This window comes from Synechococcus sp. BSA11S, from assembly GCF_014224355.1.
Lineage (GTDB): Bacteria > Cyanobacteriota > Cyanobacteriia > PCC-6307 > Cyanobiaceae > Regnicoccus_A.
The window spans coordinates 40654-65452 of sequence record NZ_VNWP01000010.1 but is presented as its reverse complement, the minus strand read 5'-3'; the positions used below and the strand labels follow the sequence as shown (position 1 = coordinate 65452).

Sequence of the window (24799 nt, the reverse complement as noted above, 5' to 3'; positions counted from 1 at the left end):
AGGCCGCAGGGCGTCAGTCTTGGCGACCGAAGGATGAACGGTCCATGGCTCATGGCAGTTGCAGCGCGTCTGGGGTGCGCGGATCTGGAGCAGTGGATTTCCAGTGGACATCAGCTATGGTCATCCATATTATTGTGCGAAATCACCTCCCCAAGATGCTCCCCGAGATGACTGTTGCGAGGTGATTGGTTGGGATCACTGCTCAAATGAAGGCTCATCCAGGCTACCTTCGGTATTGCGTTGGGACAATGAGCTCAACAACTTTTTTGTCTGAGACGGCTTGGCGTGAGAACAGTCGATCTTCACTCCAGGGCTCTGTCTGCTGGTTTCCACTGCCTCGCTTTCGCGAGCTCTCTCTGGAGTGTTCTCCCAGCCCCGGCTGCCTCTGCGGCTGAAGAGCCTTCCGGAGCTGCTGCTCGATCTCGCCGAACGCTGCCTGAGCCAGTCCTGCCCTTTGCCCGTGGCCAACCTGCTGGGGGAGGGGGAGGCAGTGGTGACGGCCATCCCGCAGCCCGCCCAGCAGCTGGCGCTCTGGCTGCGGCTGGCCCTTTTGCAAGGGCGCCATGGCTTCAGCAACCTGGCCGGTCGCGCCGTGGCGGAGAGCGAACAGCTGCAACGGGCCGCAGCGGAGCGGGCCACGTCCTTTCCGCTTCCCGAGCAGAAGCTCCAGGGCCGGGTGGGCCTGGCGGTGAGTGCCGCCACCTATGAGGAAACTACGGCCAATGCGGTGGCCAGCTTCGATCTCTACAAGCCATGGCCCCGCAACGACTTCGAGGCCGATCTGTTTGCCTCGATCAACTACGACAGCTCTAGGGACTTCAACCTCACCTGGCCGATCAGCCAGGGGTTCGCGGTTTACCGGCATCGCCTGGACCGGCGCAATTTTCTGTTCATCGATCAGCTGTCGCGGTGAACGACAGCACGTTCTCGACCCAGGACGACGACGATGATGTCTCCGTTCTGTTCAGCACGCTGTTTGGCTACGGAATAACTTCTGGCAAGGGGCGGATCCGAGCTCATTCCAGGCCGTGCAGCTCGGCGTGGGGCCACGCTATGACTATGCAGAAATCAACCTGACCAGGCAACACGATCAGGTGGATCCCATCGCTACCTTAGTGTACCGGAGTCGTGATGTTCCCATCGGTCCTGCCCCGTGGGGCCAGGTATTCGCGCTGGCCACCCCTGTGAATTCCTTCGATGAAGCCTTCCTCTGGTCGTCAACCCGGTTGGATTGGTCGATCACCAGGCCATGGATGTGGACGAACCGTCTTTCGCTGCGGTGCCGATCACTGTCGTTCGAAGCAGGTTTCAAGCGGCTGAATGTGATCCTGTCCACGGGCCTCACCTGCAAGTTCTGAATGCCCTTCCCCCTTCCCCCTGGACCGGCGGCTCTGAAGCGAAAGCTGCTGGTGTGCCTGCTGCCTGCTCTGGGCTGCCTGTTGGTTGTGCTGACCGGCCTGCTGCCGGTGCAGGCTCAGTTTCTTCCTGCGCTTGAGGCCTCGGCGACACAAGTGACTTCGGCTCAGTTTCTGCCTGTCTTTTCCCAGGGAAACGTGGAATTGTCTCCCGTGTTTCTTGATGGCCGGATCATCGGAACGGTTTCGGGATTCATTGATTTCAAGAAATCGGGAGCGCCCGCAGGGGATGATGCTGCCTATACGGCTTCCGAGCGTGCCCATGTGATTCATAGCCGGCTTCAGAAGATTCTCTCCTCGATGACGGCATACACATCGAGATCGTTGTCCGAGCCCATGGATCAACAGCGTGATCCCACTGTCTTCAAGCTTCGTAACCTCCTGGCCCGAAACCTGCATACCTTCGTGCGACAGGTGGGTTCCCGCTATGAGGTGTTCCTCGTATTCCCCCGGTCCGATCCCCCCGAGCTGGTCTTCACGGTCACGCCTGCCGATGTGGCCAGGATTCGGTTGGACAGCTCCGAGCCTGCCTCCATTGCCCGGCGTGTCGCCAGCGGGGTGCGGAAGAGTCTTCTGGATGCCTGGGAGGAACGCCAGCCCCCCGCCCTCTGGCAAGCGGCCCGTCGGGGTGGGCTTGGCCTTCTCCTGCTCTTCCTGGCGAGCGCCGTTGGCGTTGTCATTCAGAAGCGTCTGTATGGGGCTTACCAGGCGCTGACCACCAGGCTTCGCCAGGTGGTCCAGGAGGAGCACTCCCCGGATCGGGGCTCCTCATCCCGAGAGAGCAAGAGCAACATCCTGCAGGTCCAGAGGCGGCTGAGCGTGCGGATGACCCTGCGGCAGCGTCTCAGTCTGATCTCCTTCTACCGCTCCTTCCTGTTCTGGGGGCAGTGCCTGCTCTGGTCCTGCGGCATTGCCTGGCTGGCGGGCCTCTTCTACTGGAGCCGGCCCTTCAGCAACTGGGTCTTCGGTATTTCCGTGCGCGGGCTGTTCTCGACGGGGCGTGCATTTGCCCCCGAGAACCAGGGATGGGCGCCCCTGGATTGGGTCATGACCCTGGGGAAGGAAGCCACGATCGGCATTCCGCTGCTGATTCTCTTCCTGGCGATGTTGACCAGAATCTCGATCAAAGCCGGGAACGTCTTCTCTGACCGGTATGTGAATCGCTGGGCACACCTTCAGGACGACACGCGGGCCAGGTTAAGGGGGCCGACGTTGTCCCGTGCGCTGAGGGCGTGGGTGCGCGTCGGCGTCTATCTCCTCCTCGGCATGGTGATCTTCTATCAGTTGCATCAACTGGGAGCGTTGACCCAGGCCGTGGCAATTTTGCTGGGTTTTCTGAGCTTTGCCCTGTCGTTGGCTTCGCAGAATCTGCTCAAGGATCTGATCAGTGGGCTGATGATCCTGATCGAAGACCAGTTCGCGGTCGGGGATGTTGTGTCCATCGGCGACCAGAGCGGCCTGGTGGAGAGCGTGGGTCTGCGCGTCACCCAGTTGCGCAACCTCGATGGGGAATTGATCACCATCCCGAATGGCACCATTGACACGGTGCGCAATCTCTCCAGCAGCTGGTCACGTGTGAACTATGCCCTCACCGTGTCAATCGCAGCGGATGTGGATGCGGTCATGGCCCTGATGGAATCTGTGGCTCAGGATCTTTACCACGAGCCTGCTTGGGCCGACCGCATTCTCGAGCCTCCGGAGATGCTCGGTATCGATGAGATTGCCCACAGCGGCGTGCTCATCCGCATCCTGATCAAGACCCAACCCCTGCAGCAGTGGCCTGTGGGCCGCGAATACCGCCGCCGCCTGAAGCAGGCTCTCGATGCCTCCGGCATCGCTGTGGGGGTTCCACGGCTCGATCTTGTGGGCCCTGCCCTGCCCCGCACCCCAGCCCCATGACCGCTTTGACTCGATGGTCAAGCGAGTGCTGTGCAGCCGCCGCGGGTGGGGCCGGTGCACAGCACCATCACAGAGAGAGGAGATGGTGCGCCAGGACAATCGGATGCCCATAGCACTCCTGCCTGGACTGAGGCGGCTTCGCGCCTACCAACCGACCAGGCTGCGGGGTGATCTGCTGGCCGGCGCCAGCACCATCCCCGGGCTGGTGCTCTACCGCTACGACGCGCCCCTTTGCTTCGCCAACTCCGAGGACTTCCGTCGCCGCGCCCTGATCGACATCACCGCCGCCGATGTGCTGCAGGAGTTTCACGACGAACTTACGGCGAAGGGCATCGTCTTCGGCATGGCCAAGGTCAAGCATGATCTCTATCAACAACTCAGCAAGGCTGGCGTTGTGGGACGGATCGGAGCCGAGCGAATCTTTCCCACTTTGCAGAAGGCCATTGCTGCGTTCCGGTTGGAACAACCGGCTCAGACAGCACCTTCATCAATCTCATACAAGGCATGAACCTCATGAATGAATGATGGTCCGGGCCGTCGCAGATTCATTCTTTCGAGAGGTCACTCCTGTGGAAAACCAGGCCCAGCGGCAGCTCCTCAGCCAGCAAAAACCTCGATCAGGCGCGCCTCAGGAGATTCCCGGCCTTGAGGCCATAGTCCGTGGCCACCGGCACGCTGAGGTCTTCCGCCATGGCGAAACCCACCCCTTCCACCAGGGGCCAGCCCACTCGCTGGGTGAACTGGAGGAACAGCCCATGGTCCTGGGCGATGAGGCTGTCGCGACTGCCGCCCAGCGCCGTGTAGAGGCGCTGTTGCATCTCGAAACCCTCGCGCCCGCCGCTCAGGGGCTGCCAGAGCCCGTCGATGATCTGAAGCGCTGCGGCCGGGAACGCTCCAGCGACTTGGGTGGTAAGCCTTTTGATGCGGATCCTTTGTCCGTAACTTCCACCGAGCTCCGTTCGCAAGAGCGGCCTTAGCTCAATGCCGCCCGCGCCGCCCTCAAGCCGCCGTCTCGGTCTCGCCCACCACAGGTGCAAGGTGCTCGGGTGGCCGTTCCGGATGCTTTCTTCTGCGCTGTGCGGGGTGGATGGAGGGCATGGGATCAGCCGGGGCGGTTCAAGCGCTTCAGTCGCAAGGCGCTCACTGAGGCGATGGCTTCGAAGTCGGCGTCGAAGCTCACCACCACGGCGTCGTGATGCATCGCCACGGCAGCCACCAGGAGATCAAGGCTGAACACGGTGCGGCCAGCCTGGCGGCAGGCCTGGCCCAGGGCGATCGCCCGTTGCCATAGATCCTTTGGCGTGGGCAGGCAGGGCAAGACGTCGAACTGGGCCTCCAGCAAGCGAGATTCCTCCGGCCGGGCGGAACGGAGCACCTCAAAGAGCACCGGTTCAGCCAGGTGGGCTGCGGGATCCAGCACGTAGGGGGCGATGAACTGCTTGAGCGGGGCCGGGCTGCGGGCGCGGGTGAAGTCGATCCAGAGGCTGGTGTCGAGCAGCAGCGTCACGAGGCGGTCTGCTGATCACGCTGGCGCTCACGCTCCTGGTCGGCTTCGTAGCTCTCCAACTCCACGCCCCATTCGCCGCTGAGGAAGCGCTGGGCGATCTGGGCACGCCGCCGCTGCTGCAACGCCTCCTCCATCAGGCGGCGGATCGCGGGGCCCTTCTTGCGCTCGCCCGTGAGATCCAGGATTTCGGCCATCTCCGTTTCGGAAAGTTCAACGGTGACTTTCATGATTCACGCCTCCTGGAGTCTGATTCTAAAGACGGCAAGGCGGGTCTGGCCGACGGATCGTGAGTCCATCAACACCGGGAGGCTCCAGAGCATGGAACACACCCCACCTGAGCAGCCGCCAGGAGTGCGCTGACGATCTGGCCCCTGCTCCAACACTCTCAACGGATCACTGGCTTCCCGGGCGTGTGACACCTTGTCGTGAACCGTCGCCGTCCATTGGCACCGCCCTGGGTGCCCCGGAACCATCGGGAAGCCCCACTGGAACCCTGGCCCCAGGTGCCAGCGTCAGCAGCTCCGACAACACACCCCACGATCCAAGCCCGGTGGCCTCGTCGCCGGGCTTCGCTGTGTCAGCAACCGCTGGGGGTACAGATCGCTTACCCCAACGGTCAGTCACACGTCCGGCGATCATGGGCAGAAGATGGGCCTCCAGCCCAAATATTCGGCGAGGGCCTTGACGTCAGGACTTTGGTGCATCAAAAAGCCCCAGGCATTCGCCCGGGGCATCGATGTCAGATCGGACCTGGAGAGAATTCAGTTCTTGACGACGCTCTTGAACACGACATTGGCATTGTAAGTGCAGACGAAGGCCTGAGTGTTGGTGCTTGATGCGTCATATTGCCCGTACACCTTGTAGGTACCATTTGACTGACGACTTGGCTCATTGCTGGTGATGTAGCGGGGGCTTTGCTTGAACTTCTCAGCCGCCATGCCGGTGCAGTAGCGCGCCATGTCCTCCACCTTCACGCGCTCCTTGGCAGAGCCGCCACTGTCACCACTGGGGCGCTTGTCACTGGTCATCTTCACGCCGTCGAACTCGCGGTGCTGGTTGAACTCGCAGTAGAAGAACAGCGCTTCACTTCCTTCGGCGGGAGTCTGTCCGTAGACGCGGTAACTGTTTCCCTGTCGCTCGACCGGCAGCGTGCTGATGTCATGCGGGCTCACCCTGTACTTGGCCGCCACTTCGCCTTGGCAGTAACGCATCATGCTTGCGACTTCGATGTTGGGTCGGCTCTCCTTTGCCTCTACCGATAGGCCAAGGCCGGAGGTGCCCAGGAGGAGCGCGGAGGCGAGCAGGAATGCCGGACGACGCATGACTGTTGGTAGTGGAAGTCATATTGGGAGTTGCTGCCTCACGGCTTGGCCCCACCCGGTGTGCCAGTTCAGGCCATCCAAGTCAGCGGGAAGCCACGGTCGACCGGGCCTTGCCCCGATGAACTCCTGTTGCCCAGGGGGATCCCAGAGGCTGCAAGCACCTCCTATCAGGATGCGGATCGCCTTGGCTCATCCCCAGATGGATCCTGCTGACTTCAATTCAGCCCTGCAGGTGCATGCGTTGCCCCCCGCCTACGACTTTTCTGCCGACGTGCATCGAGCGCAGCAGGCACTTCCAGGCAGCCTCGATGCCCTGGAAGCCTTCCGCCGTGTCCTGCCGGCGCTCTTCCTGCCCTGCGCAGCAGATCCCAGCCGCGACGGCCTCGCCTCCATGGTCCGCTCCCAGCCCGAAAGCTTCGATCTGACGGACAACGCCAGCAATGAGCAGGTGCGAGCGGTGATCACCGCCGGACTGGTGGCCGATCCCGATCTGTCGGTTCAGATGCTGCCGGCGGACGAGGAACCCAAGGCAGCCGACGGCACACGCCTCTTTCCGCCGGAATACGGTGAAACGGTGGATGACTACTGGATCTGGACGATTCGCTGCCAAGGCTTCTTCCCAGGTCCTCTCTGGCTGCTGATCCGCCGCGATGGCAGCAAGCAGCCGTATTCCTATGGGTTCATCTGAGGGGTCGTCCGATCCCGCTCTTCTTCGAGCAACAGAAGCCCCGCCCCAGCGCCGGCACCGCCAGGAAGATCAAGCGTTGGCCCGCCTTGAGCGCGTGGGCGGCTCGTGAGGCCGTGCCGGGACCATCGCCTCCGCAGACCACCACCCTTCGCCGGCTGCTCATGACACCTCCGGAGTGTCAGCTCAGCTGACGGGCCAGATCCTCGGTCCAACCCTGACAGCGGCGGGTGAGCTGCTCGCCAGGAGCGATCATGCCCTGGTGCAGCTGGCACATGAGGCAGGCCTTGGGGCTGCAGGCGGTGACCAGCACGTCCTGATCGAGGTAAGGCCAGTCCTCCACAGAGTCGGAACGGGAAGGCACAGGGCTGGAGAGCGGGGCCCGCACCACGGCAAAGCACGAAATCGAACATCCGTACCAGTGCCTGTTTGATTGGTTGACACCCTCCCGCCCCGGCTTCCTCGGTGGCAGCGGCGCTCCTCAGGCCGCCAAGGGAGCATCGGCATCGCTGCCGATCTCCAGCTCTTCCCACACCTCGCGGTAGGCCGCGGTCTGAATACCGCTCCAGGGATTGCAGGCCGGGTGGCAGCGCGCCACCAGCCGCGCCAGGTCCTTTCGGCTTCTGGGCATGGCGTTCAGGCCCAGGACAGCCAGGGCTGCCCAATGTTCCGTTGTCGGTCCCATGGTTGCCATTGATCAATTGTGGGACACGGATGCTCGCGCCTGCTGCGACTGACGCCAGCGCGGTGGCCAGTCGTGGAAAGGATCTTCATGGCGCCCTCACGGATCGTCTGGTTTGGCCAACTGATCTCCTCGACGCAGTGGGCATGGAGGGATGCAGGTTTGAGTCCCAGGCACCGCCATGAACGGCGATCACCTGCCCGATGCACCAGGACCGCCCCAGCTCAACCACCACCACATCACCGCACCTCGGTCACCCCACAGGGGATCCGCTCCCGCAAGGGGGCAACGGCAGGATGCTCGGTGAACGGCCCGTACCCCGGATTGGGGTCACCTCTAAAGCAGGTTCAGTGTTCTCGATCCGTGGCTTCAGGGCTTCACTGGTCCTGCCGCTTTCCGGCTCTGCAGTTGCCGGAGCCGTTGCTCCTGGCTCCGCTTCACGCAGTTCCGCATCTTCTCCCGGGCGCGCCAGCACTGATCCATGGTCTCCACCCAGCGCCGCTGCTCCTCCACCAGAGCCTCGCGCTGGGTGTTCGTGATGGAAGCCGCATCCTGCAGGCGGCGGAAGCCGGCGCGCAGTTCATCGTCAAGGGCGGTGAGTTCGGCGTCGCGGCAGATCAGCACGGTGGCGGCGCTGCCTGAGGGGTGGCAGTGGATCGTTTCTCCGTCGAATGAGTCGGGTGGTGGCGGGATCGCTCCTGCCGGGAGCGTCCCCAGCACCGAGGCGGCGACGAGCGGGACTGCCCTCATCCACGGCCAGACCGTGCCAGCCCGATCAGGGCTTGCATCCCTGGCGATCCGTGACCGGTCAGGCCAGGCCGCGACTGGGACCGAACACCCTGGTGGCCGGCAGCAGGCCGGGGCAGGGCCGACGATCCGTGGCCCCCAACGAGCCACGGGGCAACACCGCCCCACACCGGAGCCGCTGGTCAGATCCCCTGGGGAGTGCATCGACATCAGAAACCCCCAGGCTCACGGACCGGCTTCTCCCAGTACACGTTGATCACATAGCCGGGGCGCTTGAAGGAGGGGCCTGCACCCTCCCGGTTGGTGCGTTCGTAGGTCTTGCCCTCCTCGGCGGCAGGGAAGGCAAACGCGTAATGGTTGAAATCGTTGATGTAAACGTTCCCCTGCATCTGGGACCAGGTACAGCTCCCTTTGAGCATGTCGCCATTGCTGCGAACCATCTCGCAATACGCCTTGGCGGAGTCCGCCAGGGCCGCTGTGGCCATGGCGCTGGCGGCGATGGCCACAGCGGTGATTGTGGTGCGGATCATTGGTTGCGGTGCTTGTTCTTTGAGCCGGGAAACGGTAGTCCTGGACAACCAGCGACCGCTGAATCCGGTTCACGGCATCCGTCGAAATCCATTTGTAGGCACTGCGGCGGCCGATCGCCAAGATTCTCGCCGCTCAGCTCCAAGCCATGAGCCCCTGTGAACTGGGTCCCAACGCGGAACCAGCCCCAACGGGTTGCTTTGAGGAATCGCTGCGACTCCACACCTCTCCAGCACGACGCCGGTGGGGTGTCAGCCATGAAGAAGGGCGCCCCGAGTCGAGCGCCCTTGGGCCGGTTGCCGGGTTGTGGATCTACACCGTCCGGGTCGAGGCCTCTGATTCATTCATAGATCCGCTGGCCCGCCTTGTCAGTACGGCAAGCCGATCACGGCTGCAAGGCAGCAAGCTCGACCAGGAAGGCCTTGCTCACCACTGGGGGCCGCAGGCTGCCCAGCCGGCCTTGCGTTTCTCACCCCAGAGCCTGATGGCCTCCTCGCGGCTGTACTCCCGGCGGTGCTTGAGCAGCGGGATGAGCTCTCCGGGTAACAGCTCACCGCTGACCACCTCGAGCCTCTGACTCCAGCGGTCATAGCGGATCGGCCGGAAGTGCAGCACCTGGCGGCCGTCGCTGAGCCAGCCCTCCTGGGGCGAAAGCGGAGGACGTTTGCTGGTGGCCATGCCCTGCTCATGCCACCTCCGGTGCCCAGCACCGTTGGCGCACCAGTCGTCTGGCTCTGCTCACCTCCCTGGCTGTGCTGCTGGTGGCCTGATCCTGCTGCCCTTGGGGTTGAGGCTGCTGTAGGGGGCGGCCGGCGTTGCAGGGAAGTGCCTTGGCGGATGATCCGGCAGCGGCGATTGTGCCGATCGGGGTGCCGTTGATGGCAGGCCCCGGCACGATCTCACTGGTGGTTGCGGAAGCTCCCGACGCCTGGACCGGGCGACTGCTGGTGAGCCTGGTGATCGGCGCCATGGCCATGGGGCTCTACCTGTTCCTGCAGCTCACGCCGCGGCTGCGGGGCTGGCTTGGTCAGACCCGCGAACGGGTGCTGCCGCGCTTGTTGGGTCTGTGGATCACTGCGGTGGTGGTGCAGCTTCTGGTGAACGGGCTGAAGGACTGTTTCCCGATCCTGGCCTGAGAGAGACCGGGAAGGGCAGAGAATGAGCCTGGCCAGTTCCTGATCTCTCCTCAACGCCATGCCTGCTGAAGTGGTGATCGAGGGGACAACGCTGCGATTGGCAAGGCGAAGCGATGTCGCCGTTGCGCAGCGTGTGGCGGCCCATTTCCAGCGCCGCATCGCTGAGGACGACTGGCGCCCCTACCGGAGCAGAGAGGATGCGGTGCGGGCCTGGACCCGGCTGGGGGGCATCCGCCTCCAGGTGATGGAGGCGCTGAGCCTGCTGAGCGAGGCCTGAACCTCGGCTGTGCCCACAGCACCAGGGCATCACGGGCACGCAGGGCAGCAGCCCGGTGGGCAGGACACTGCTGGCGTCGGCGGCCAGCAGCGGCACCGGCAATCGCGTGATGACCAGTGCCGATGGCCTCAACTGGGCGGTGCGCAGTTGTGCGACCGATCTGGGCTGGCGCTCGATCGCCTGGTCGCCGCAGGGGGGGGGGCAGTTCATGGCGGTACGCAACAGCGGCTCTGGCAAGCGGGTGATGGTGAGCCCCTGAACCATGACCACCAGCCCCACACCCCTGCCAGCGATCGGTGTGCGCTGCCGACTGATCCCTGAGGGGAGCCAGGGGGCCGGAGCCCCCAAGGTGAGCTCAGGCCTGGACCAGCTGCAGCGCTGCAGTGGGCTCGGCTTCGATGTGGGCGATCTCAGCCTCCTGCTGGGCCTGCAGGGTGATCTCCTCTTCTCCATAGGGCTGCTCGATCCAGGTGCGGCGCAGCGACGGGACCGATCCCAGTGGAGGCCCGACGCCAGAAGGGCCTCAGACTGGAGAGGCCTGGAGCAAGCCCCCTTCAGCATTCGATTCCGCTCAAGGGAGCCGATCGGTGAGCTGCTGCAAACGCCCGGTGGCCTGTGTGGCCTCCTGCAGGAGTTCGTCCCAGTCGTCGGGTGGATGGCCGCTGGCCAGCATGGACTGGAACACCCGGTAGGCGTCGGTCTTGCTGCCGTAGGCCCGCTTGGTGCTGATGTCGTTCACCCAGCCCAGCACGATCAGCCGTGAGCGGGTGTGAAAACGGAAGAACAGCCGGTACTGCTGAAAGAACTTGGCCCGTCGCCAATGGCGATGTTCAGCCCCGAGGGTGGACCCCTGCTGGTATTCCTTGCGGTTGGGGTCCTGGGGAATGTCCTGGAACATCAGGCGGGCGATGGCCGCCAGGCGCTTGCTCGCGTTCTTGCTGCCATACCCCTGGGGGTCCTTGCGGCGCAGCGACTCCACCTCAGTGATCAACGCCTCCAGCTGATCGAGAAACAACGGGTGCGCATAGAGCCTCCACCCGTTGATCACCGCGGGCGATCCTGCCGCTGTGCCCACCGTCAGGCGGGCTCGTCGTCTGGCAGTGCTTCATCGAGATCCACCTCGATGGCACCCACCAGATCCTGCAGGCGCTGAACCAGATCCGCGCCGATGGGCTGCAGCCGCTCGGGATGGCTGGCGATGTCCCGCTCCAGGAGCGCAAGGAACGGAGCCAGGGCCGGATCCTCTTCTGCTGGTTCGGTGCTGACGCGCTGCAACACCACCTCGCCGTTGGCGCGGAAGGCGTAGCGGATGCGGTCGCGCTTGCGCAAGCCAAGGGCCCGCCGCACGGGTTGCGGCACGGTGGTCTGATAGCGATCCGTGAGCGCCGATTCCACCTCCTCCTGCGGAGAGCTCACGGCGGTACCGGGCGCATGAGAGGAGGAGAGAACAGCCATCAGGCCAACCGCTGAAGCCATGCCAATGGTAATGCATGTGCATTGCCTTGGCGAGGCGACTCTGGCAACGGCTCAGCGCGCCCGCTGAAAGGCGTAGCTGTCCATGGCGATCACGTGGTCGCGGATGCCGCGATGGATCGCTCGAGCACTGGACCCTTCTCCGGCTGCACCGAGAGCGTTGAACAGGGGCAGCAGGTGCTCGTCGCGGGGATGGGACCGCTCAGCATCGGGATGGCGCTGGCGGTAGTGCAGCAGCGCCTCCACATGGCCACAGCTCAACTGCGCGTCGACCCAGTCGGAGAAGCGCTGGGCGTAACTGGTGTCGACGGCACCGCCGCGGCTGGCCTGCTGCCAGTCGCGCAGGTTGTGGGTGATGTTGCCGGAGGCGACGATCAGCCAGCCCTGCTGGGCCAGGGGCGCCAGGGCCTGGCCCACGCGGTAGGCATGTTCCGGCCCGCCCTGGTGCTGGATCGAGAGTGGCACCACGGGCACATCCGCCGCGGGGAACAGGTAGCGCAACGGCACCCAGGCCCCATGGTCCAGTCCGCGCTGCGGGTCAGTGCTCACTGGCAGCCCTGCGGCCTTCAGGGCCTCCACCACCTGCTGGGCGGCCTGGGGGCTGCCGCTGGCGGGGTACTGGATGGCGTAGAGAGCCGGATCAAAGCCGCCGAAATCGTGGATGGTGTCCAGCTGGCTGGCCGTGCCGACGGTGGCCAGCTCCGTTTCCCAGTGGGGACTGATCACCAGCACCGCCTGGGGCCGCTGCAGGGTCGTGGCGAACTCGGCCAGCGCCGCCCCGGCGGCTCCGGGCTGCAGGGCAAACATCGGTGAGCCATGGGCCACGAACAACACCGAGGCAGAGGTGGTCACGCCGCTCCTTGCACAACAGGGCAGTCTGGGGGCCAGAACGGGGCGCAGCGGATCAGCCGGCGCACCCCAACATTGATGCGATCCATGGTCGCGGTTGTGCCATTCGATGCCTGCCGCAGTGGCTTTGGGCTGGGGCGGAAAGGACCGGCCGGATCAGGCTGTTGGCCAGCGATTTCAGCCAACGCCATGCTCCGGATCCACGGCAACCGCGACAGCCTGCTGGCAGCCCTGGCCGCCCACTGGGCCGACCAGCAGCTGCAGATTCCGACGATGCTCAAGCCCGTGGTGCAGCCGATCCGCCGCCAGCCTCGGCCGATGCGCTGAACTCACTGTGAGCCTCACGGCAAGGCCCCTCCAGAGGCAGCGCCTCCTGAGGAGATCGGTTCGGTCCGTGACGTGCTGGGACCACTGACCGACGGATGCGGTGGGTTTGGGATGGCCAGCTGGCGAACTTCGCTCCAATCGGCGGACGCCCCCCGCTCAAGGAAGGGGGCCGTAGCCCCCTGCTGCTCAGAGCACCTGCACCCTGCCCTGGCAGCCGAGAACCCTCCGCTGATTGGCGGCCATGATCAGGGCCTCCTCAAGGGCCATGAAGTGGGGCTCGCCGGCGGCATCCAGGAGATGCACCGAGATGATGCGGATCGGGCACGAGCAGCTGAGGGGAATTGCGGCCATGGCTGAGCTGGCGAACGACGCCGCCCCTGAGCCCCGGCGCAGCCAGCGCCGCGCAAGCCGGGGCAGGCCGGGTGGCGTGAACGCCAGACCCCAGGGTCTGCCCTCGAAAAGCAGGCTCAACCCCCATCCGCCTCGGGCTCGGGCGCGTCCGGGCAGACCAGATCGGCGGCTTCGCGGGCATCGCTGAGCACCTGGAGAAGCACCCGCGGGGAAGCCTTGAGCAGCTCCACCCAGTGGCCCAGATAGGCAGCGTGATTGGCCATGGCACTGCCGATCTCCAGGCGATCGCCCACTAGCACCGCCCCCAGCTCGGCCACCAGCTCTTCACGGGCATAGGCCTTGCCGCCATCGCCCTCAGCCCCCATGCCACCGGAGAGATCCCTGGCCAGCCGGGAGCTGTGGCCCGAGGAGTGGATCGCCTCATGGGCCCAGGTGGCATAGAGGGCCGCTGCCGAATGGAAAGCGGCGCGATCCGGCAGCTGGATTCGATCAGGACCCGGCAGATAACAGGCCCGATCGCCGCCATAGCTCACCGGAACCGGCCAGCTGCTGAGCACGGCCTCAGCCGCCGCCAGCCGCTCGGGCTCAGGCCGCTGGATCACCCCCTCGGCCTGGCGGCGCTTCTGGATGAGCCCTTCCAGGGCCTCGCCCTCCAGATCGGCGGCATTGAAGACCGCCACCGGCCGGTAGCTCACCCAGCTGCGCCCAGCCTTAGCCACTTCCTGGCCAGCACTCCCACTCCCGCTCGTGCCAACCGCATCGGCCGGAGCAGCCTCGGCCAGCCGGCCTTCTCCACGCTGATGCACCTGGGGCCGCAGCACATGCACGGCCTTGCTGCCCTTGCGGGGGTAGATTCTGAGCGCCTTGGCCTCGGCAAAGCCGCACCAATAGGGCAGGGCTGAACCCCGCAGGTGCATGCCCAGGGTGAGCAGCACCGGATTGGCACCGCGGTAGCGCCGGCCGGAGAGCAGATTCACGTGGTGCCCGCCAGCGGCGGCATCCCACTCGCGCCGCCAGGGGGTGGTGCCCGCCTCCAGCAGGGCGACCAGGGAGGCCACCAGCTTCTCTTCGGACGAGACCTTGGGGCCGGGAGTGCCTTTCGGTGTTGAGGTGGATCGGGATGTGGAAGCAACAGCCACGGGTGGCAAGCGCAGGACCGCAAGCGCCAGCGCGGCCAGCGTCAGGGGCCGGCCGCAGCGCTTACAGAAACCAATGCCCCCAGGCGTCTCATCTCCTGCGGCGGGCCGGCTTGCAACGCTCTTGCGCGGCCGCTCAAGCTGAGGAGTCCTGCGCGCCCAACCCTTCAAAGATTAAGCCGCTCCGTGCCCTGGCCTCCATCGCGTCGAGCCAGCTGCCCATCAGTTCAACCTCACCACGCCTTTGACGTGCCTGGCATCGAGGCTCTTCTCCAGCAGCTCCCGGGGATCGCAGCGTGGGGGCGCCATCCTTCAGATCACCTCAGGATTCCCACCGCTGACGGTCCTGACGGGGTGACGGTGCATGGCGCCAGGGTGTGCGGCGAGGATCCTGGGCAGAGTGGGCGCTGCAGGCCCCGATCATCCCGGCGTCCCCCCCCCCCCTGATGCCCCGCTCCTCTGCCCTGGATGCCAAGACCCTGCTGGCCCTCGGGCCGGAGCGCCTCGCCGAGCTGCTGCTGGAGCTGGCCGCCAGCGATCCGGCGATCAAGCGGCAGATCAAGCTGGCCGTGGCCTCCTCCTCCAGCCCCCAGCAGGCCGCCGCCCAGGTGCGGCAGCGGCTGGTCACGATCGGCCGTTCCAGGCGTTTCCTCGAGCGCGAGCAGCGCCAGCTGATCCGCAAGGACCTCACAGCCCAGCTCGACGCCATCACCGGGCCGATCGCCCAGGGCGATGCCGCTGCCGCCCTGGAGTTGCTCTGGCAGTTCCTGGAGCTGGGGGACAACGTGCTCGGCCGCTGCGATGACAGCAGCGGCCTGATCGGCGACATCTTCCGCGACGCCATCCGCCAGCTGGGCCCGATCGCCACGGCCGCCAGACCCGAGCCGCTGGCCCTGGCGGAGCAGGTGTTCGAGGCCTTCTGCCACAACGGCTATGGGGTGTTCGACGACGTGATCCAGCAGCTGGCCGAGACCCTCGGCCCGGTGGGACTGGCAGCGCTCAAGCAGCGCTTCCAGCAGCTGGGCGAGCAGCCGGTGCCGGTCCCGCCCCGAGAGGAGAGCTCTCGCCAGTGGACCGTGAAGCTGGGGCTGCAGGCCGTGGCGGAAGCCAGCGGCGATGTGGATGGCTTCATCGCCCAGTACACCCCGGAGCAGCAGCGCTTTCCCCGCATCGCCGCCGAGATCGCCCAGCGCCTGCTGGCCGCTGGCCGCGCCGAGGACGCCCTGGGCTTCCTCACCAGGGCCACCCCCGATCGCTCGCGCTGGCCCGAGATGACCTGGGAGCACACCCACATCGCCGCGCTGCAGGCGCTGGGACGCACAGAGGAGGCCCAGGCGGCCCGCTGGAACTGCTTCGAGCGCTGCCTCGACGGCACCCTGCTGCGCGCCTACCTCGATCAGCTGCCGGCCTTCGAGGACGTGGAGGCCGAGCAGCGGGCGATCGCCCATGCCCTGGCCTATCCGAGCCTCACCCAGAGCCTCTGTTTCCTGCTCAGCTGGCCCTCGGCCCTGGCGCACACCGCCGAGCTCGTGGTGAAGCGGCGCAGCGAACTGGAGGGCGCCCAGTACGGGGTGATGGGGGCGGCGGCCGAGAAGCTGAGCAAGGACCACCCCCTGGCGGCCACGCTGGCGCTGCGGTCGATGGTCGACTTCAGCCTCGCCGAGGCCCGCTCCAGCCGTTACGGCCATGCGGCCCGCCACCTGCAGACCTGCGCGCTGCTCAGCCAACGCATCGACGGCTGGGGCGACATCCCCAGCCACCAGGACTACCTGGCCGCCATCCGCTCGGGCCATGGCCGCAAGAGCGCCTTCTGGCAGCGGATGCGGGAGCTGAGGCAGAGCTGATTCAGTTGCTCTCCTGTGGCGACGGGAGGCCGCTGTCGGCTTGAGATCGCTCGGCATGGCGACCTTGCTCAAGCCGCTCCGCGAGCCAGACCTTGATGATCGACTGGCGGGTCACGCCGAGCCGAGTGGCTTCATGGTCGAGCTGCTCCACCATCCAGAGGGGGAAATCCACGTTCACGCGCTTCTGCTGCAGACGGGATCGACGGGCACCGTCGAGATCGAGCGCCTCCACCACGGACTCGCCGGCATCGAAGCGCCGATCGAATTCAGAGCTGTTCATAGAGCTGGACCTCCTCCAGGCGGGAGCGACGGACGGAAATGAGACGGATCGTCTGGCCGCGATAGGTGATGACGGCCGACCAGTGCTTGCGGTGGATCCGGCCGATCACGAGGAACCGCGGCTCATCGGTGGTTCGGGCTGGGATCTCCAGCAGGGCGGGATCGCTCCAGAGGGCTTGAGCATCGAGGAAATCGATGCCGTGCTTGGCCTGGTTGGCCGCGCTCTTGAGCGGGTCGAACTCAAAGTCCATGCAGTGCAGATTTTATACCTTTTCCGCTCTTCGGTGGTGCTCGTGGTCATGCCGCCACCCGTTGGTGCTGCACCAGGAAGGCCTCAATCCAGTCGTGATGACGCTTCTGGAGGATCCGATCGGCGATGGAGGTGGCCTCCTCCGGCACCTGGAACCGCTTGCGGAAGGCCTTGGTGAAGCCTTCCAGCACCGGCCTGGGCAGGCCGCGCAGGGAGGCCAGGATCTGGCGGATGACGGCCGGGTCGAGCGGCGTGAGGCCAGGGTCGTCGCTGGCGCTTGGGGCAGCAGACGAGGGGCTGCGATGGATCGATCGCATGCCGTTGCTTGCACTTGCAGTCCGAGGAGCGCTGCTCTCCCCTGTCGACTGGGTGACCTCCCGTTGCTGCTTGTCGTAGAGGGCAAGGCCGAAGGGGTTCCCGAAGGTCATCAGCGCCCGCTTCATGGCGTCGGTCTCGGCCTCCTTGAGGGCGGATTCATGGGCCTGGCCCAGGGCGGCGTCGATGCCGTGGCCAGCACCGCAACCCTCCCGGATCACCGCTGCTGCACTGGTGGGGCCGCCGACGGTGACGCGGACACGGGCGGTGTAGTGACGCCCCAGCCGGTCCTCTGGTCCCGCCCAATGGTGCGCTCAGCCTGGCTGACGCAGCGGACCTCGATGGTTTCCCGCTGCCAGCCATCGAACCCGAAGATCCGATTGGCTTCTGCGATCACTTGCCATCCCTCCAGATAGGAGACCTTGGAGCTGCCCTGCTCGCGCTGACGCACCTTGGCGCGATCGAGGGGGGCAGACAGGGAAGCGATCTGCTCGGAGAAGAAGGTGCACGGCATGGCTTCGATGGGGGGTGAGGGGGAACAGGGACCGGAATCAGTGGGTGGAGGTTTGAGGCGGCAGTGGCTCGATCAGCCCCCAGCAGGGCGGCTCGCTGCAGTGGATGTGATCGGGCGAAGGCCGGCGGCCGGGCTTGCGGGTGATCGGCACCACCCAGCTGGCCAGCCGTGTGGACCAGATGTGGCCCCTGCCCCGTCAGTGGATGCGCCAGGAGCGGCGGGAGACGAGCTGGGCGCCGGGGATGAGGTGGCCGGCCTTGAGGGCCTCCTTGATGGCGGTCTTGTCCGGCTGGCTGGGAGAAGCGGGTGGCGGTGGGCTGCGGGCGGGTGAGCACCAGCACCAGCGATTCCTCCAGGGCATCGGCCCGGCCGGCATCGGAGCGCGATAGCTCGGTGAGCCGCTTGGCCTGCTGCTGGCGGTAGGCGGCCTGGCCGCGCAGGTGCTCGATCACCCAGCAAGTGGCGTCGGCCTTGGCAGCGAGGGCCGCTTTGTTGCCCTCTTCGGCCAATAGGGCGGCCTCCAGCTCGGCGAGGGCCTGGGCGCTGGTGTCGTGGTCATCGGCTTCCAGCTGTTCGGCGAGCAGGCCGATGGCGGTGGTGAGCTCCTGGGCCTCAATACCCAGCTGCCAGAGGGAAGCAGATTGGCCAGGCGCACCTTGCGGTGCGACGCGCTGCAGCGAGCAGACCGGACCTGCTGCTTCTGCAGCGGAGGTAGGGACAGAGGAGACCTCGGTGGGGATAGGGGTGAGAACGGGCATCGCAGTGCGTGGGGAATGGATCGGCGGGCGCCCATGGGCGCGGGAGCCTCAGGAGCAGGTGGATGCAGCGGGCACGGCCCAGAGACCGGCGGATGGACTGACCTCCACAACGGCGAGCGGAACCGGGGACCGGGTGGCCATGCGGCGGGCCTGCCGCACCAGTGACGCGGTGCCGGAGCCGCCGGGAAAGGCCACAACCAGCAGTGAGGTGGAGACGACCGGGGAGGAATGGGCCAGGGCCTCGGCAACGGCCAGCCCAGCTGATGGGCAGCCCGGGCGATGGCGGCATCGGCCCCGTGGGCACCGCCATGGAGCAGCAGATGGACAGGCCGACCGCCGCTGCGGGCCAGCAGCTCTGCGGCTACCCGCTGGTGGGGCCAGGCCAGATCACGGCCGCCGCCGGCTGCGATCACAAGGCAGCGGGCGGGGCCTGAGCCCTGCCCGGATGAATGACAAACAACCATGGAATCAGTTGCCTTGAGGGACAACTGATCGGGGCATCATGCTGCTGGTGAGAGTGCGGCGGTGATGGCGAGATCAGGGGATGACGTTGCCGCAGGCGATGGGCTCGGGGCCTTTGGCGCAGCCCCTGTTCTACCAGTACAAGTGCACCCATGGGCGTGCAGAGCCGCTGTGGGGCAAAGGATCTGCACAAAGCGGAGTCACGCGAAGGGGGGCGACTCGCTGAGTATCAGGACAGCTAGATCCGGGCCCAATCGACCGGCGCCCGCGCAGACGCGCGAGCCAACCTGGGACATCCCTCCCTCCCCCCTGCCCGCCACCCCCAGCACCGGCTTCGGAGCCCTGGGGTGCCTGCTCCGGCCTCAGTCAGTGCCTGAATTCAGATCGGGGGTTAGGCAGAGTGATCAAGTGATCAGAGTGGTTCGGTGCCTTCACTAAGGATCGCCAGATAGGCGTCATAGGCGAACAGCCGATTTCGATGCCCTCCAGTGATTTCCCGGGCGATGCCGAGGCCCACCAGGGTTTCGATTGCCTTGCTTGCTGGCTGTTGGAGCACTCAGACCGCTCAACTCCCTGAGCTGGTTGATGCTGGTGAGCGGTCGTCGGCGCAGGGTTCTGTAGCACAGCTGCACACTCACCCCGGAGCGGCCGAGCCCCATCAGTCGTGCCTCATCGACGCGGAACAGCTCCAGCAACCGCTGGGCCTTCGCCACGGCGCCCGATGCCGTGCTCTCGACCCCCTCGAGAAAAAAATCGATCCATGTCTCCCAGTCGCCGTTCTGACGCACGCCGTCCAGCAGCTCGTAGTAGCGGCTTCGGTGCTGCTTGAAGAACAGGCTCAGGTAGAGCAGCGGTTGCCCCAGCACGCCTGCCTCAATCAGCATCAGCACGATCAGCAGCCGGCCAAGGCGGCCGTTGCCGTCGAGGAACGGGTGGATCGTCTCGAACTGCACGTGGGCCAGGGCGGCGCGCACCAGCACCGGCAGGGCGTGCTCGCCCTCGGGCCCGCCATGAATGAACTGCTCCAACGCGGCCATGCAGTCCTCCACCAACCCCGGTGGCGGAGGCACGAAGCTGGCGTTGCCCGGCCGGGTGCCGCCGATCCAGTGGGCCAGCAGCCGGGCGTGGATTTCCCGCAGCAGCCGTGAGGACAGCGGGAATCCTTCCGCATGCCTGGTCAGGCCGTGCTCCAGCGTTTTGCTTGTTGAGAAGTCAGACAGTGCAATGAGACTGGATGATTCATGGTTCAGCCTTCCAGGCTGATGATGCGGGTTCGATTCCCGCCGCCCGCTTCCTGTCTCAACCCCACGTCGCCTCGATCAGATGGGGCGACAGCAGCAGCATCAGGCTGCGGCCCCTGAGGGGGGCCTCGGAGGCCCCCCAGGCTGAGGGGCGCTCGGCCAGCCCGTCGCCCTCCGCCTGGCCGGTGTCGATCACCAGCTGCCAGCCCCCAGCGGCCTCGGGCAGCTGGAAGGTCATCGGCTGGTAGTAGGCGTTCATGCCGCACCAGAGCAGGGGGCCATGGCGCAAGTCGTGCAGGCTCCAGGCCAGGCTGTGGGACCAGCTGCCCCAGTCGGGCTGGAGAAGTTTCACCCCGTGCCATTCGCGCCAGATCAGGTCCCGCTCGCCGGGCCTGGATGGTGGGGCGTCGGCATGGGGGATCTCGGGATTGAGCAGGCCGTCCAGCCGGCGACGCAGCCGCACCAGGCGGGTCACGAACCGTCGCAGGCTCCGGTCGTCCTCATCGGGGCGCCAGTGCATCCAGCCCAGAGGGTTGTTCTGGCACCAGGTGTTGTTGTTCCCCCCCTGGCTGCGGCGCACCTCATCGCCCATCAGCAGCATCGGCACTCCCGGCGCCAGCAGCAGGGTGGTCAGCAGGTTGCGGATCTGGCGGTTGCGCAGCGCGTTGACATCAGGATCGCTGCAGGGCCCCTCCACCCCGTGGTTCCAGCTGTTGTTGTGGTTGTCGCCGTCGCGGTTGTCCTCGCCGTTGGCCAGGTTGTGCTTGCCGTCATAGCTGACCAGATCGGCCAGGGTGAAGCCGTCGTGGGCGGTGATGAAGGTGATGCTCCGCCCCGCCGTGGCCGGTCGTCCGCCGTAGAGATCGGGGCTGCCGGAGAGCCGCTGGGCCAGTGACCAGCTGCAGTGGTCGTCCCCTTTCCAGAAGCGGCGCACGTCGTCGCGGAAGCGGCCGTTCCAGGTGCCCATGCGACGCGCCGGGAAATCCTGGAGCCGGTAGAGACCGCCGCAGTCCCAGGGTTCACTCACCAGCTTGAGGTCGCTGAGCTCGGGGTCGGCCTCGATCTCCTCGAACAGGGGCGGTTTGTCGAGGGGCGCCAGCTCCTCGCCGCGGCTGAGGGCGATGCCGAGATCGAAGCGGAAGCCGTCGATGCCCAGTTCCAGGGCCCAGCACCGCATCGACTCCAGCAGCAGCCGCCGCACCAGGGGGCGGTTGGCGGCGATGGTGTTGCCGCAGCCGGTGACATCGAGGTAGTCGCCCCTGCCGTTCTGGTGGTAGTAAAGACGGTCCGCCAGCCCGCGCCAGCTCAGGGTCGGTCCGTCCTGGTTGCCTTCGCTGGTGTGGTTGTAGACCACGTCGAGCAGCACCTCCATGCCGGCCTGGTGGCAGGCGGTGACCAGCTGCCGCACCTGCTGGCGGCCTTGCAGCGGGTCGTTTCCCACCAGGTAGCCCTGGTGGGGGGCCATCCAGCTCAGGGGGCTGTAGCCCCAGTAGTTCTGGCGGCCGTGGGGAGCGTCCTGGGGATCGAAGGCCATCACCGGCAGCAGCTCCAGGGCGGTGACGCCCAGGCTTCTGAGGTAGGGCAGGGAGTCGATCAGGCCCAGCAGGCTGCCCTGGTGATCCGAGGCCACGGGGCTGCCCAGGCCCCGGCTTAGCCCGCCCACGTGCAGCTCGTAGATCACCGTGTTCTGCCAGCTGTGGCGGGGCCTCGGCGCGGCCACGAAATCGAAGCGATCCCGCTCCGTGACCACACCCTTCAGGCAGCTGGCGGTGTTGGGGATGGCGCCGATGGCGTCACCGCGGCGGTAGACGTCCCAGCCGCTGATCGCCCTGGCGCAGGGATCGAGCAGCACTTTCGACGGATTGAAGCCATGGCCGCCGGGCATCAGAGGCCCATAGACGCGGTAGCCGTAGCAGGTGCCGGCGCCGATCCCCTCCACTTCCACATGCCAGTGGTCGCCAGAGCGATGGTGCAGATCGAGGGGGATGATCCGGAAGGGCTCAGGCGAGCTGCCGCGGGCGAACAGCAGCAGCTCCACCCGGGTGGCCGATGGGGCCACCAGGGAGAAATTCACCCCCCTGGCGGTGAGCGCAGCCCCGAGGGGCCAGGGATGTCCGAGCAGGATCGAAGACAAGGACCCGGGTCACCTGACGTTTCAAACTAGTGCTGTGCAGGGGCGATGGTCCTCGGGAGGCGGCCATGCCGGCGGAGGACAGCGGCGAGATGACCCTGGAGGTCGGCCGGCCGCCCACGCCCGTGCTGACGGGCCTTTGGGTGTTCGCCCCCAACCGCGACACCCTGGGGGGAACCTCCTGGCTGCTGGCGCCCCGGGGCCGGGCACCGCTGCTGATCGATGCACCGGCGTACACGGCCGCCAACCTTGAAGCACTGCGCAGGGCCGGAGCCGGAACGATCCTGCTCACCAGCCGAGAGGGCCATGGCCGCTGCCGCCGCTGGCAGGAGGCGCTGGGCTGGCCGGTGCGGCTCCAGGAACAGGAGGCCTACCTGTTGCCGGGCGTGGCGGATCTCTGCCCCTTCGGCGAGGCGATCGACCTTGGTGAAGGGGTGCGGGCGCTCTGGACACCGGGACCCACCCCGGGGGCCTGTGTGGTCCATGCCGCCGGGGAGATGGACGTGCTGTTCTGCGGCCGTCTGCTGGTGCCGACCGCACCGGGTGAGGCCCGTCCACTGCGCACGGCCCGCACCTTTCACTGGGCCCGGCAGGGGCGCAGCCTCGACGCTTTGCGCCGCTGGCTGCCTTCCGGTTCCCCCCGCTGGATCGCCACGGGAGCGGGTCTGGGGGCTCTGCAGGGGGAGAAGCTGATCGAAGGAGGCCGCGCTCTGCTGGATGGCCTGCTGGATCGTCCCTGAGGCTCCGCTGGGCGGCCAATGGGGGCCGGAATGGGTGCGATCGGAGCGGATTCGGCCCCGAACCGTTGTTCAGGCGTGGTTTCTGGTTGCCCAGACCGTCCTTCCCCCATACGATTGGCGCGCTCTACCGTTCCGGCGCAGGCGAGAGGGTGTTTTTCCGCTCCGCCCAGCTCCCGCACTCTCCTGAAGTTTTCGCCTCCGATGAACAAAGCTGATCTCGTCAACCTCGTTGCGGTCCGCACCGAATTGACCAAGACCGAAGTGTCCAAGGTCGTCGATGCCGCGATCGACACCATCGTCGACTCCGTCGTCGAAGGCAAGAAGGTGTCGATCCTTGGCTTCGGTTCCTTCGAGGCCCGCGAGCGCTCCGCCCGTCAGGGCCTCAACCCCAAGACCGGGGAAAAGATCAAGATCCCGGCCAAGCGCGTGCCGGCCTTCACCGCCGGCAAGCAGTTCAAGGACAAGGTCCAGAGCTGAGCCCTGGGGCTCCCCCTCCCCGCCCATCTCGAGCGACTGATCGAGGCGGCTGATCTGCACCGGCTTGAGGGAGCCACCGGGCGTTTCGCCCCCTCCCCGAGCGGTCCGCTTCACCTGGGCAACCTGCGCACGGCCCTGTTGGCCTGGCTGCAGGCCCGCCTGAGTGGAGGTCGCTTTCTGCTTCGCCACGACGACCTTGACCGCCCCCGCCAGCGTGCCGGGGCCATCGAGGCGATCGAGGCCGACCTGCGTTGGCTGGGGCTCACCTGGGATGGTCCGGCCCTGCGCCAGAGCGAGCGCACCGGGCTCTACGCCACAGTCCTTTCCGCCTTGCGCCGCGGCGGAGCCCTCTATCCCTGCCGCTGCAGCCGCCGGATGCTGGCCCATCTCTCGGCGCCCCATGGGGGCTGGCCTCTCTACCCCGGCACCTGCCGGGATGGGGTCCAGGGGTGGGGGGTTCAGCAGGGGCGGCTGCCCAGCTGGAGGCTGAAGCTGGAGCCCGGCCCCTTGCGCTGGCAGGAGAGGATCGGGGCGGAGGGCTGTCTGGAGTCGGCCACGGAGGTGGGCGATGTGGTGCTGCGCCGCGCCGATGGCTTCCTGGCGTACCACCTGACTTCGGCGGTGGATGACCTGCTGCTGGCCGTGACCACGGTGGTGCGGGGTTCCGACCTGTGGCGCTCCACGGCCCCGCAGGTGGCGGTCAGTGAGCGGCTGGGGCGGCCGTTCGCCACAACCTGGCATGTGCCCCTCTGGCTGGATGAGGCCGGAGAGCGCCTGGCCAAGCGTGGGGGAGCGCAGGGCCTGGATCCCCTGCGTCAGGAGGGTCTTGACGCGGCGGCAGTGATCGGGCGGATGGCCTCCAGCCTGGAGCTGGTGCCCTCGGGCAGCCGCCTGAGCGCCCAGGAACTGCTGCAGGAGCTCGACCTGGACCGCCTCGAGGCGCAGCTGCGACAGACGGGCTGAGGCCTGGGCACTCTTAAGGAAGGTTTCGGGATCAAAGGCGCAGAGTTCTGACCAGACTGGACAGCAACGACTACGAGCCAGTCTTTGTGTCCAGCTCCACCCCGAATCGTCCTGTCAGTGAGCGGGGACCCACGTACGTGGTGGTGTCTTTCCCCACAGCCCCTTTTGCCGCTCCTGAATCGAGCGAACCCTGTTCCTTCACTCACGTTCTCACCCATCCGGCCCGCACTGCCTGTTCAGTGAGGGGTTCCGAACAGACCTCCCTCAGGAGCTGCAACCATTGCGGTGGCAGCGGGGTTCTGCGGCTGGGCGGACACCGCTTCCGGACCTGCCTCGATTGTCTGGGCCAGGGCAGCCTTGCCGATCATGGAGTCGCCCCCCACGACATCAGCGCTGCTTGAGTTTTTTCTGGCGCCAGATGAAGAAGGCGGCGGTGGCCACCACCACGCCAAGGGGGATGGCCGTGAGCAGCAGCAGGATGACGGCGGTCC

Annotated in this window: 37 protein-coding genes; 14 read left to right on the top strand and 23 right to left on the bottom strand. The window is 66.3% G+C overall.

The genetic code is table 11. From position 1 onward, the window contains the following. Positions 1-361: 361 nt before the first annotated feature. The 4 genes from FPZ61_RS10385 to FPZ61_RS10370 all read left to right on the top strand — a co-directional run bounded on the left by FPZ61_RS10385 (position 362) and on the right by FPZ61_RS10370 (position 3822). Entirely contained in the window at positions 362-913 is a 552-nt protein-coding gene (locus FPZ61_RS10385; RefSeq protein WP_185466435.1) for a hypothetical protein, read from the top strand. Positions 914-1028: 115 nt separating this feature from the next. After that, positions 1029-1358 (top strand): hypothetical protein, encoded by a 330-nt coding sequence (locus FPZ61_RS10380; protein ID WP_185466433.1) that lies wholly within the window; start codon positions 1029-1031, stop codon positions 1356-1358. A 393-nt stretch (positions 1359-1751) separates the two neighbouring features. Continuing rightward, the gene (locus FPZ61_RS10375; RefSeq protein WP_185466431.1) at positions 1752-3314 is read left to right on the top strand and encodes a mechanosensitive ion channel family protein; all 1563 of its coding nucleotides are present in this window, start codon (positions 1752-1754) and stop codon (positions 3312-3314) included. Between the two features lie 103 nt (positions 3315-3417). After that, positions 3418-3822 (top strand): STAS domain-containing protein, encoded by a 405-nt coding sequence (locus FPZ61_RS10370; protein ID WP_255441534.1) that lies wholly within the window; start codon positions 3418-3420, stop codon positions 3820-3822. 109 nt (positions 3823-3931) lie between these two features. Here the strand turns inward: FPZ61_RS10370 and FPZ61_RS10365 are convergent, their stop codons facing one another. From FPZ61_RS10365 to FPZ61_RS10345, 4 genes are all read right to left on the bottom strand, one after another. Then, the gene (locus tag FPZ61_RS10365; RefSeq protein ID WP_370594284.1) at positions 3932-4417 is read right to left on the bottom strand and encodes a GUN4 domain-containing protein; all 486 of its coding nucleotides are present in this window, start codon (positions 4415-4417) and stop codon (positions 3932-3934) included. Then, on the bottom strand, positions 4417-4821 hold the full coding sequence (locus tag FPZ61_RS10355; RefSeq protein WP_185466424.1) for a PIN domain nuclease: 405 nt from the start codon (positions 4819-4821) through the stop codon (positions 4417-4419). The genes FPZ61_RS10365 and FPZ61_RS10355 overlap by 1 nt, the downstream gene beginning before the upstream one ends. After that, positions 4818-5048, bottom strand: coding sequence for a hypothetical protein (locus FPZ61_RS10350; RefSeq protein WP_255441533.1), 231 nt, complete (start codon positions 5046-5048; stop codon positions 4818-4820). The genes FPZ61_RS10355 and FPZ61_RS10350 overlap by 4 nt, the downstream gene beginning before the upstream one ends. Positions 5049-5582: 534 nt before the next feature. Further along, positions 5583-6143 (bottom strand): hypothetical protein, encoded by a 561-nt coding sequence (locus FPZ61_RS10345; protein ID WP_185466422.1) that lies wholly within the window; start codon positions 6141-6143, stop codon positions 5583-5585. 199 nt (positions 6144-6342) lie between these two features. Here FPZ61_RS10345 and FPZ61_RS10340 point away from each other — a divergent pair, with 199 nt between their 5' ends. Next, the gene (locus FPZ61_RS10340) at positions 6343-6831 is read left to right on the top strand and encodes a hypothetical protein (protein ID WP_185466420.1); all 489 of its coding nucleotides are present in this window, start codon (positions 6343-6345) and stop codon (positions 6829-6831) included. Here FPZ61_RS10340 and FPZ61_RS10335 read toward each other — a convergent pair. From FPZ61_RS10335 to FPZ61_RS10310, 6 genes are all read right to left on the bottom strand, one after another. Further along, complete coding sequence (locus tag FPZ61_RS10335) at positions 6824-6994, bottom strand: hypothetical protein (protein ID WP_185474820.1); 171 nt, start codon at positions 6992-6994, stop codon at positions 6824-6826. The two genes, FPZ61_RS10340 and FPZ61_RS10335, sit on opposite strands and share 8 nt — an antisense overlap. A 15-nt stretch (positions 6995-7009) precedes the next feature. Further along, entirely contained in the window at positions 7010-7219 is a 210-nt protein-coding gene (locus FPZ61_RS15565; RefSeq protein WP_255441532.1) for a hypothetical protein, read from the bottom strand. Positions 7220-7309: 90 nt separating this feature from the next. After that, positions 7310-7459, bottom strand: a complete 150-nt coding sequence (locus tag FPZ61_RS10325) for a hypothetical protein (protein ID WP_255441531.1) — start codon at positions 7457-7459, stop codon at positions 7310-7312. Between the two features lie 420 nt (positions 7460-7879). Then, positions 7880-8260, bottom strand: a complete 381-nt coding sequence (locus tag FPZ61_RS10320; protein ID WP_185466416.1) for a lysozyme inhibitor LprI family protein — start codon at positions 8258-8260, stop codon at positions 7880-7882. Between the two features lie 206 nt (positions 8261-8466). Next, a complete protein-coding gene (locus FPZ61_RS10315) occupies positions 8467-8787 on the bottom strand; it encodes a hypothetical protein (RefSeq protein WP_185466415.1) in 321 nt (106 codons plus the stop codon). A 424-nt stretch (positions 8788-9211) separates the two neighbouring features. After that, positions 9212-9463, bottom strand: coding sequence for a DUF1651 domain-containing protein (locus tag FPZ61_RS10310; RefSeq protein ID WP_185466413.1), 252 nt, complete (start codon positions 9461-9463; stop codon positions 9212-9214). A 152-nt stretch (positions 9464-9615) separates the two neighbouring features. Here FPZ61_RS10310 and FPZ61_RS10305 point away from each other — a divergent pair, with 152 nt between their 5' ends. From FPZ61_RS10305 to FPZ61_RS10295, 3 genes are read left to right on the top strand one after another with little or no spacing between them, the layout of a single operon-like run. Next, positions 9616-9921: a MarC family protein gene (locus FPZ61_RS10305; RefSeq protein ID WP_185466411.1), complete on the top strand. Its 306-nt coding sequence runs from the start codon at positions 9616-9618 to the stop codon at positions 9919-9921. A gap of 58 nt (positions 9922-9979) precedes the next feature. Then, a complete protein-coding gene (locus FPZ61_RS10300) occupies positions 9980-10198 on the top strand; it encodes a hypothetical protein (protein ID WP_185466409.1) in 219 nt (72 codons plus the stop codon). A gap of 55 nt (positions 10199-10253) precedes the next feature. Further along, positions 10254-10457, top strand: a complete 204-nt coding sequence (locus FPZ61_RS10295) for a hypothetical protein (protein ID WP_185466407.1) — start codon at positions 10254-10256, stop codon at positions 10455-10457. A gap of 312 nt (positions 10458-10769) precedes the next feature. On the opposite strand, the gene FPZ61_RS10290 is transcribed toward FPZ61_RS10295, so the two are convergent. The 3 genes from FPZ61_RS10290 to FPZ61_RS10280 form a co-directional block, all read right to left on the bottom strand. Then, the gene (locus FPZ61_RS10290) at positions 10770-11246 is read right to left on the bottom strand and encodes a type II toxin-antitoxin system YhaV family toxin (protein ID WP_185466498.1); all 477 of its coding nucleotides are present in this window, start codon (positions 11244-11246) and stop codon (positions 10770-10772) included. A gap of 29 nt (positions 11247-11275) precedes the next feature. Continuing rightward, entirely contained in the window at positions 11276-11614 is a 339-nt protein-coding gene (locus FPZ61_RS10285; RefSeq protein WP_370593423.1) for a type II toxin-antitoxin system PrlF family antitoxin, read from the bottom strand. A 111-nt stretch (positions 11615-11725) separates the two neighbouring features. Continuing rightward, positions 11726-12523, bottom strand: a complete 798-nt coding sequence (locus FPZ61_RS10280; RefSeq protein ID WP_185466405.1) for a class III extradiol ring-cleavage dioxygenase — start codon at positions 12521-12523, stop codon at positions 11726-11728. Between the two features lie 186 nt (positions 12524-12709). Between FPZ61_RS10280 and FPZ61_RS10275 the strand changes: the two genes are divergently transcribed. Beyond that, positions 12710-12847 carry a hypothetical protein gene (locus tag FPZ61_RS10275; RefSeq protein WP_185466403.1) on the top strand — a complete coding sequence of 46 codons (138 nt, stop codon included), beginning with the start codon at positions 12710-12712 and terminating at the stop codon, positions 12845-12847. Positions 12848-13033: 186 nt separating this feature from the next. Here the strand turns inward: FPZ61_RS10275 and FPZ61_RS10270 are convergent, their stop codons facing one another. Next, positions 13034-13318, bottom strand: a complete 285-nt coding sequence (locus FPZ61_RS10270) for a hypothetical protein (protein ID WP_185466402.1) — start codon at positions 13316-13318, stop codon at positions 13034-13036. Continuing rightward, positions 13315-14256: a zincin-like metallopeptidase domain-containing protein gene (locus tag FPZ61_RS10265; RefSeq protein WP_185466400.1), complete on the bottom strand. Its 942-nt coding sequence runs from the start codon at positions 14254-14256 to the stop codon at positions 13315-13317. The genes FPZ61_RS10270 and FPZ61_RS10265 overlap by 4 nt, the downstream gene beginning before the upstream one ends. 524 nt (positions 14257-14780) lie before the next feature. Between FPZ61_RS10265 and FPZ61_RS10260 the strand changes: the two genes are divergently transcribed. Beyond that, on the top strand, positions 14781-16178 hold the full coding sequence (locus tag FPZ61_RS10260) for a DUF6880 family protein (RefSeq protein WP_185466398.1): 1398 nt from the start codon (positions 14781-14783) through the stop codon (positions 16176-16178). A 1-nt stretch (position 16179) separates the two neighbouring features. On the opposite strand, the gene brnA is transcribed toward FPZ61_RS10260, so the two are convergent. From brnA to FPZ61_RS15320, 6 genes are all read right to left on the bottom strand, one after another. Beyond that, positions 16180-16458, bottom strand: a complete 279-nt coding sequence (gene brnA, locus FPZ61_RS10255) for a type II toxin-antitoxin system BrnA family antitoxin (protein WP_185466396.1) — start codon at positions 16456-16458, stop codon at positions 16180-16182. After that, positions 16445-16708: a BrnT family toxin gene (locus tag FPZ61_RS10250; RefSeq protein WP_185466394.1), complete on the bottom strand. Its 264-nt coding sequence runs from the start codon at positions 16706-16708 to the stop codon at positions 16445-16447. Before FPZ61_RS10250 ends, brnA begins: the two co-directional genes overlap by 14 nt. A gap of 46 nt (positions 16709-16754) precedes the next feature. Then, the gene (locus tag FPZ61_RS10245) at positions 16755-17306 is read right to left on the bottom strand and encodes a Rad52/Rad22 family DNA repair protein (RefSeq protein ID WP_255441539.1); all 552 of its coding nucleotides are present in this window, start codon (positions 17304-17306) and stop codon (positions 16755-16757) included. Then, the gene (locus FPZ61_RS15560) at positions 17240-17536 is read right to left on the bottom strand and encodes a Rad52/Rad22 family DNA repair protein (RefSeq protein ID WP_255441530.1); all 297 of its coding nucleotides are present in this window, start codon (positions 17534-17536) and stop codon (positions 17240-17242) included. The genes FPZ61_RS10245 and FPZ61_RS15560 overlap by 67 nt, the downstream gene beginning before the upstream one ends. 196 nt (positions 17537-17732) lie before the next feature. Next, the gene (locus tag FPZ61_RS15555) at positions 17733-17897 is read right to left on the bottom strand and encodes a siphovirus Gp157 family protein (RefSeq protein WP_255441529.1); all 165 of its coding nucleotides are present in this window, start codon (positions 17895-17897) and stop codon (positions 17733-17735) included. A gap of 445 nt (positions 17898-18342) precedes the next feature. Next, a complete protein-coding gene (locus FPZ61_RS15320; protein ID WP_221629987.1) occupies positions 18343-18489 on the bottom strand; it encodes a hypothetical protein in 147 nt (48 codons plus the stop codon). A 68-nt stretch (positions 18490-18557) separates the two neighbouring features. Between FPZ61_RS15320 and FPZ61_RS15315 the strand changes: the two genes are divergently transcribed. After that, entirely contained in the window at positions 18558-18728 is a 171-nt protein-coding gene (locus FPZ61_RS15315; RefSeq protein WP_221629985.1) for a hypothetical protein, read from the top strand. 483 nt (positions 18729-19211) lie between these two features. Here the strand turns inward: FPZ61_RS15315 and FPZ61_RS10230 are convergent, their stop codons facing one another. Both FPZ61_RS10230 and FPZ61_RS10225 read right to left on the bottom strand, forming a co-directional pair. Beyond that, positions 19212-19859 carry a Fic family protein gene (locus FPZ61_RS10230; protein WP_370593425.1) on the bottom strand — a complete coding sequence of 216 codons (648 nt, stop codon included), beginning with the start codon at positions 19857-19859 and terminating at the stop codon, positions 19212-19214. A 196-nt stretch (positions 19860-20055) separates the two neighbouring features. Further along, positions 20056-22131 (bottom strand): glycogen-debranching protein, encoded by a 2076-nt coding sequence (locus FPZ61_RS10225; RefSeq protein WP_185466392.1) that lies wholly within the window; start codon positions 22129-22131, stop codon positions 20056-20058. Between the two features lie 65 nt (positions 22132-22196). Here FPZ61_RS10225 and FPZ61_RS10220 point away from each other — a divergent pair, with 65 nt between their 5' ends. From FPZ61_RS10220 to gluQRS, 3 genes are all read left to right on the top strand, one after another. Beyond that, positions 22197-22868: an MBL fold metallo-hydrolase gene (locus FPZ61_RS10220; RefSeq protein ID WP_255441528.1), complete on the top strand. Its 672-nt coding sequence runs from the start codon at positions 22197-22199 to the stop codon at positions 22866-22868. 201 nt (positions 22869-23069) lie between these two features. Next, the gene (locus tag FPZ61_RS10215) at positions 23070-23345 is read left to right on the top strand and encodes an HU family DNA-binding protein (RefSeq protein ID WP_185466390.1); all 276 of its coding nucleotides are present in this window, start codon (positions 23070-23072) and stop codon (positions 23343-23345) included. Between the two features lie 3 nt (positions 23346-23348). After that, positions 23349-24308 (top strand): tRNA glutamyl-Q(34) synthetase GluQRS, encoded by a 960-nt coding sequence (gene gluQRS / locus FPZ61_RS10210; RefSeq protein ID WP_185466492.1) that lies wholly within the window; start codon positions 23349-23351, stop codon positions 24306-24308. Positions 24309-24799 lie beyond the last annotated feature (491 nt).

What these genes read in the sequence shown, in the direction of transcription:
- FPZ61_RS10375 (WP_185466431.1), top strand. Translation starts at nt 1,752, where the DNA reads ATGGATCAACAGCGTGATCCCACTGTCTTCAAGCTTCGTAACCTCCTG.
- FPZ61_RS10370 (WP_255441534.1), top strand. Translation starts at nt 3,418, where the DNA reads ATGCCCATAGCACTCCTGCCTGGACTGAGGCGGCTTCGCGCCTACCAA.
- FPZ61_RS10350 (WP_255441533.1), bottom strand. Translation starts at nt 5,048, where the DNA reads ATGAAAGTCACCGTTGAACTTTCCGAAACGGAGATGGCCGAAATCCTG.
- FPZ61_RS10345 (WP_185466422.1), bottom strand. Translation starts at nt 6,143, where the DNA reads ATGCGTCGTCCGGCATTCCTGCTCGCCTCCGCGCTCCTCCTGGGCACC.
- FPZ61_RS10340 (WP_185466420.1), top strand. Translation starts at nt 6,343, where the DNA reads ATGGATCCTGCTGACTTCAATTCAGCCCTGCAGGTGCATGCGTTGCCC.
- FPZ61_RS10335 (WP_185474820.1), bottom strand. Translation starts at nt 6,994, where the DNA reads ATGAGCAGCCGGCGAAGGGTGGTGGTCTGCGGAGGCGATGGTCCCGGC.
- FPZ61_RS10325 (WP_255441531.1), bottom strand. Translation starts at nt 7,459, where the DNA reads ATGCCCAGAAGCCGAAAGGACCTGGCGCGGCTGGTGGCGCGCTGCCAC.
- FPZ61_RS10320 (WP_185466416.1), bottom strand. Translation starts at nt 8,260, where the DNA reads ATGAGGGCAGTCCCGCTCGTCGCCGCCTCGGTGCTGGGGACGCTCCCG.
- FPZ61_RS10315 (WP_185466415.1), bottom strand. Translation starts at nt 8,787, where the DNA reads ATGATCCGCACCACAATCACCGCTGTGGCCATCGCCGCCAGCGCCATG.
- FPZ61_RS10310 (WP_185466413.1), bottom strand. Translation starts at nt 9,463, where the DNA reads ATGGCCACCAGCAAACGTCCTCCGCTTTCGCCCCAGGAGGGCTGGCTC.
- FPZ61_RS10300 (WP_185466409.1), top strand. Translation starts at nt 9,980, where the DNA reads ATGCCTGCTGAAGTGGTGATCGAGGGGACAACGCTGCGATTGGCAAGG.
- FPZ61_RS10275 (WP_185466403.1), top strand. Translation starts at nt 12,710, where the DNA reads ATGCTCCGGATCCACGGCAACCGCGACAGCCTGCTGGCAGCCCTGGCC.
- FPZ61_RS10260 (WP_185466398.1), top strand. Translation starts at nt 14,781, where the DNA reads ATGCCCCGCTCCTCTGCCCTGGATGCCAAGACCCTGCTGGCCCTCGGG.
- brnA (WP_185466396.1), bottom strand. Translation starts at nt 16,458, where the DNA reads ATGAACAGCTCTGAATTCGATCGGCGCTTCGATGCCGGCGAGTCCGTG.
- FPZ61_RS10250 (WP_185466394.1), bottom strand. Translation starts at nt 16,708, where the DNA reads ATGGACTTTGAGTTCGACCCGCTCAAGAGCGCGGCCAACCAGGCCAAG.
- FPZ61_RS15560 (WP_255441530.1), bottom strand. Translation starts at nt 17,536, where the DNA reads ATGCCGTGCACCTTCTTCTCCGAGCAGATCGCTTCCCTGTCTGCCCCC.
- FPZ61_RS15555 (WP_255441529.1), bottom strand. Translation starts at nt 17,897, where the DNA reads ATGCCCTGGAGGAATCGCTGGTGCTGGTGCTCACCCGCCCGCAGCCCA.
- FPZ61_RS15315 (WP_221629985.1), top strand. Translation starts at nt 18,558, where the DNA reads ATGGGCAGCCCGGGCGATGGCGGCATCGGCCCCGTGGGCACCGCCATG.
- FPZ61_RS10220 (WP_255441528.1), top strand. Translation starts at nt 22,197, where the DNA reads ATGCCGGCGGAGGACAGCGGCGAGATGACCCTGGAGGTCGGCCGGCCG.
- FPZ61_RS10215 (WP_185466390.1), top strand. Translation starts at nt 23,070, where the DNA reads ATGAACAAAGCTGATCTCGTCAACCTCGTTGCGGTCCGCACCGAATTG.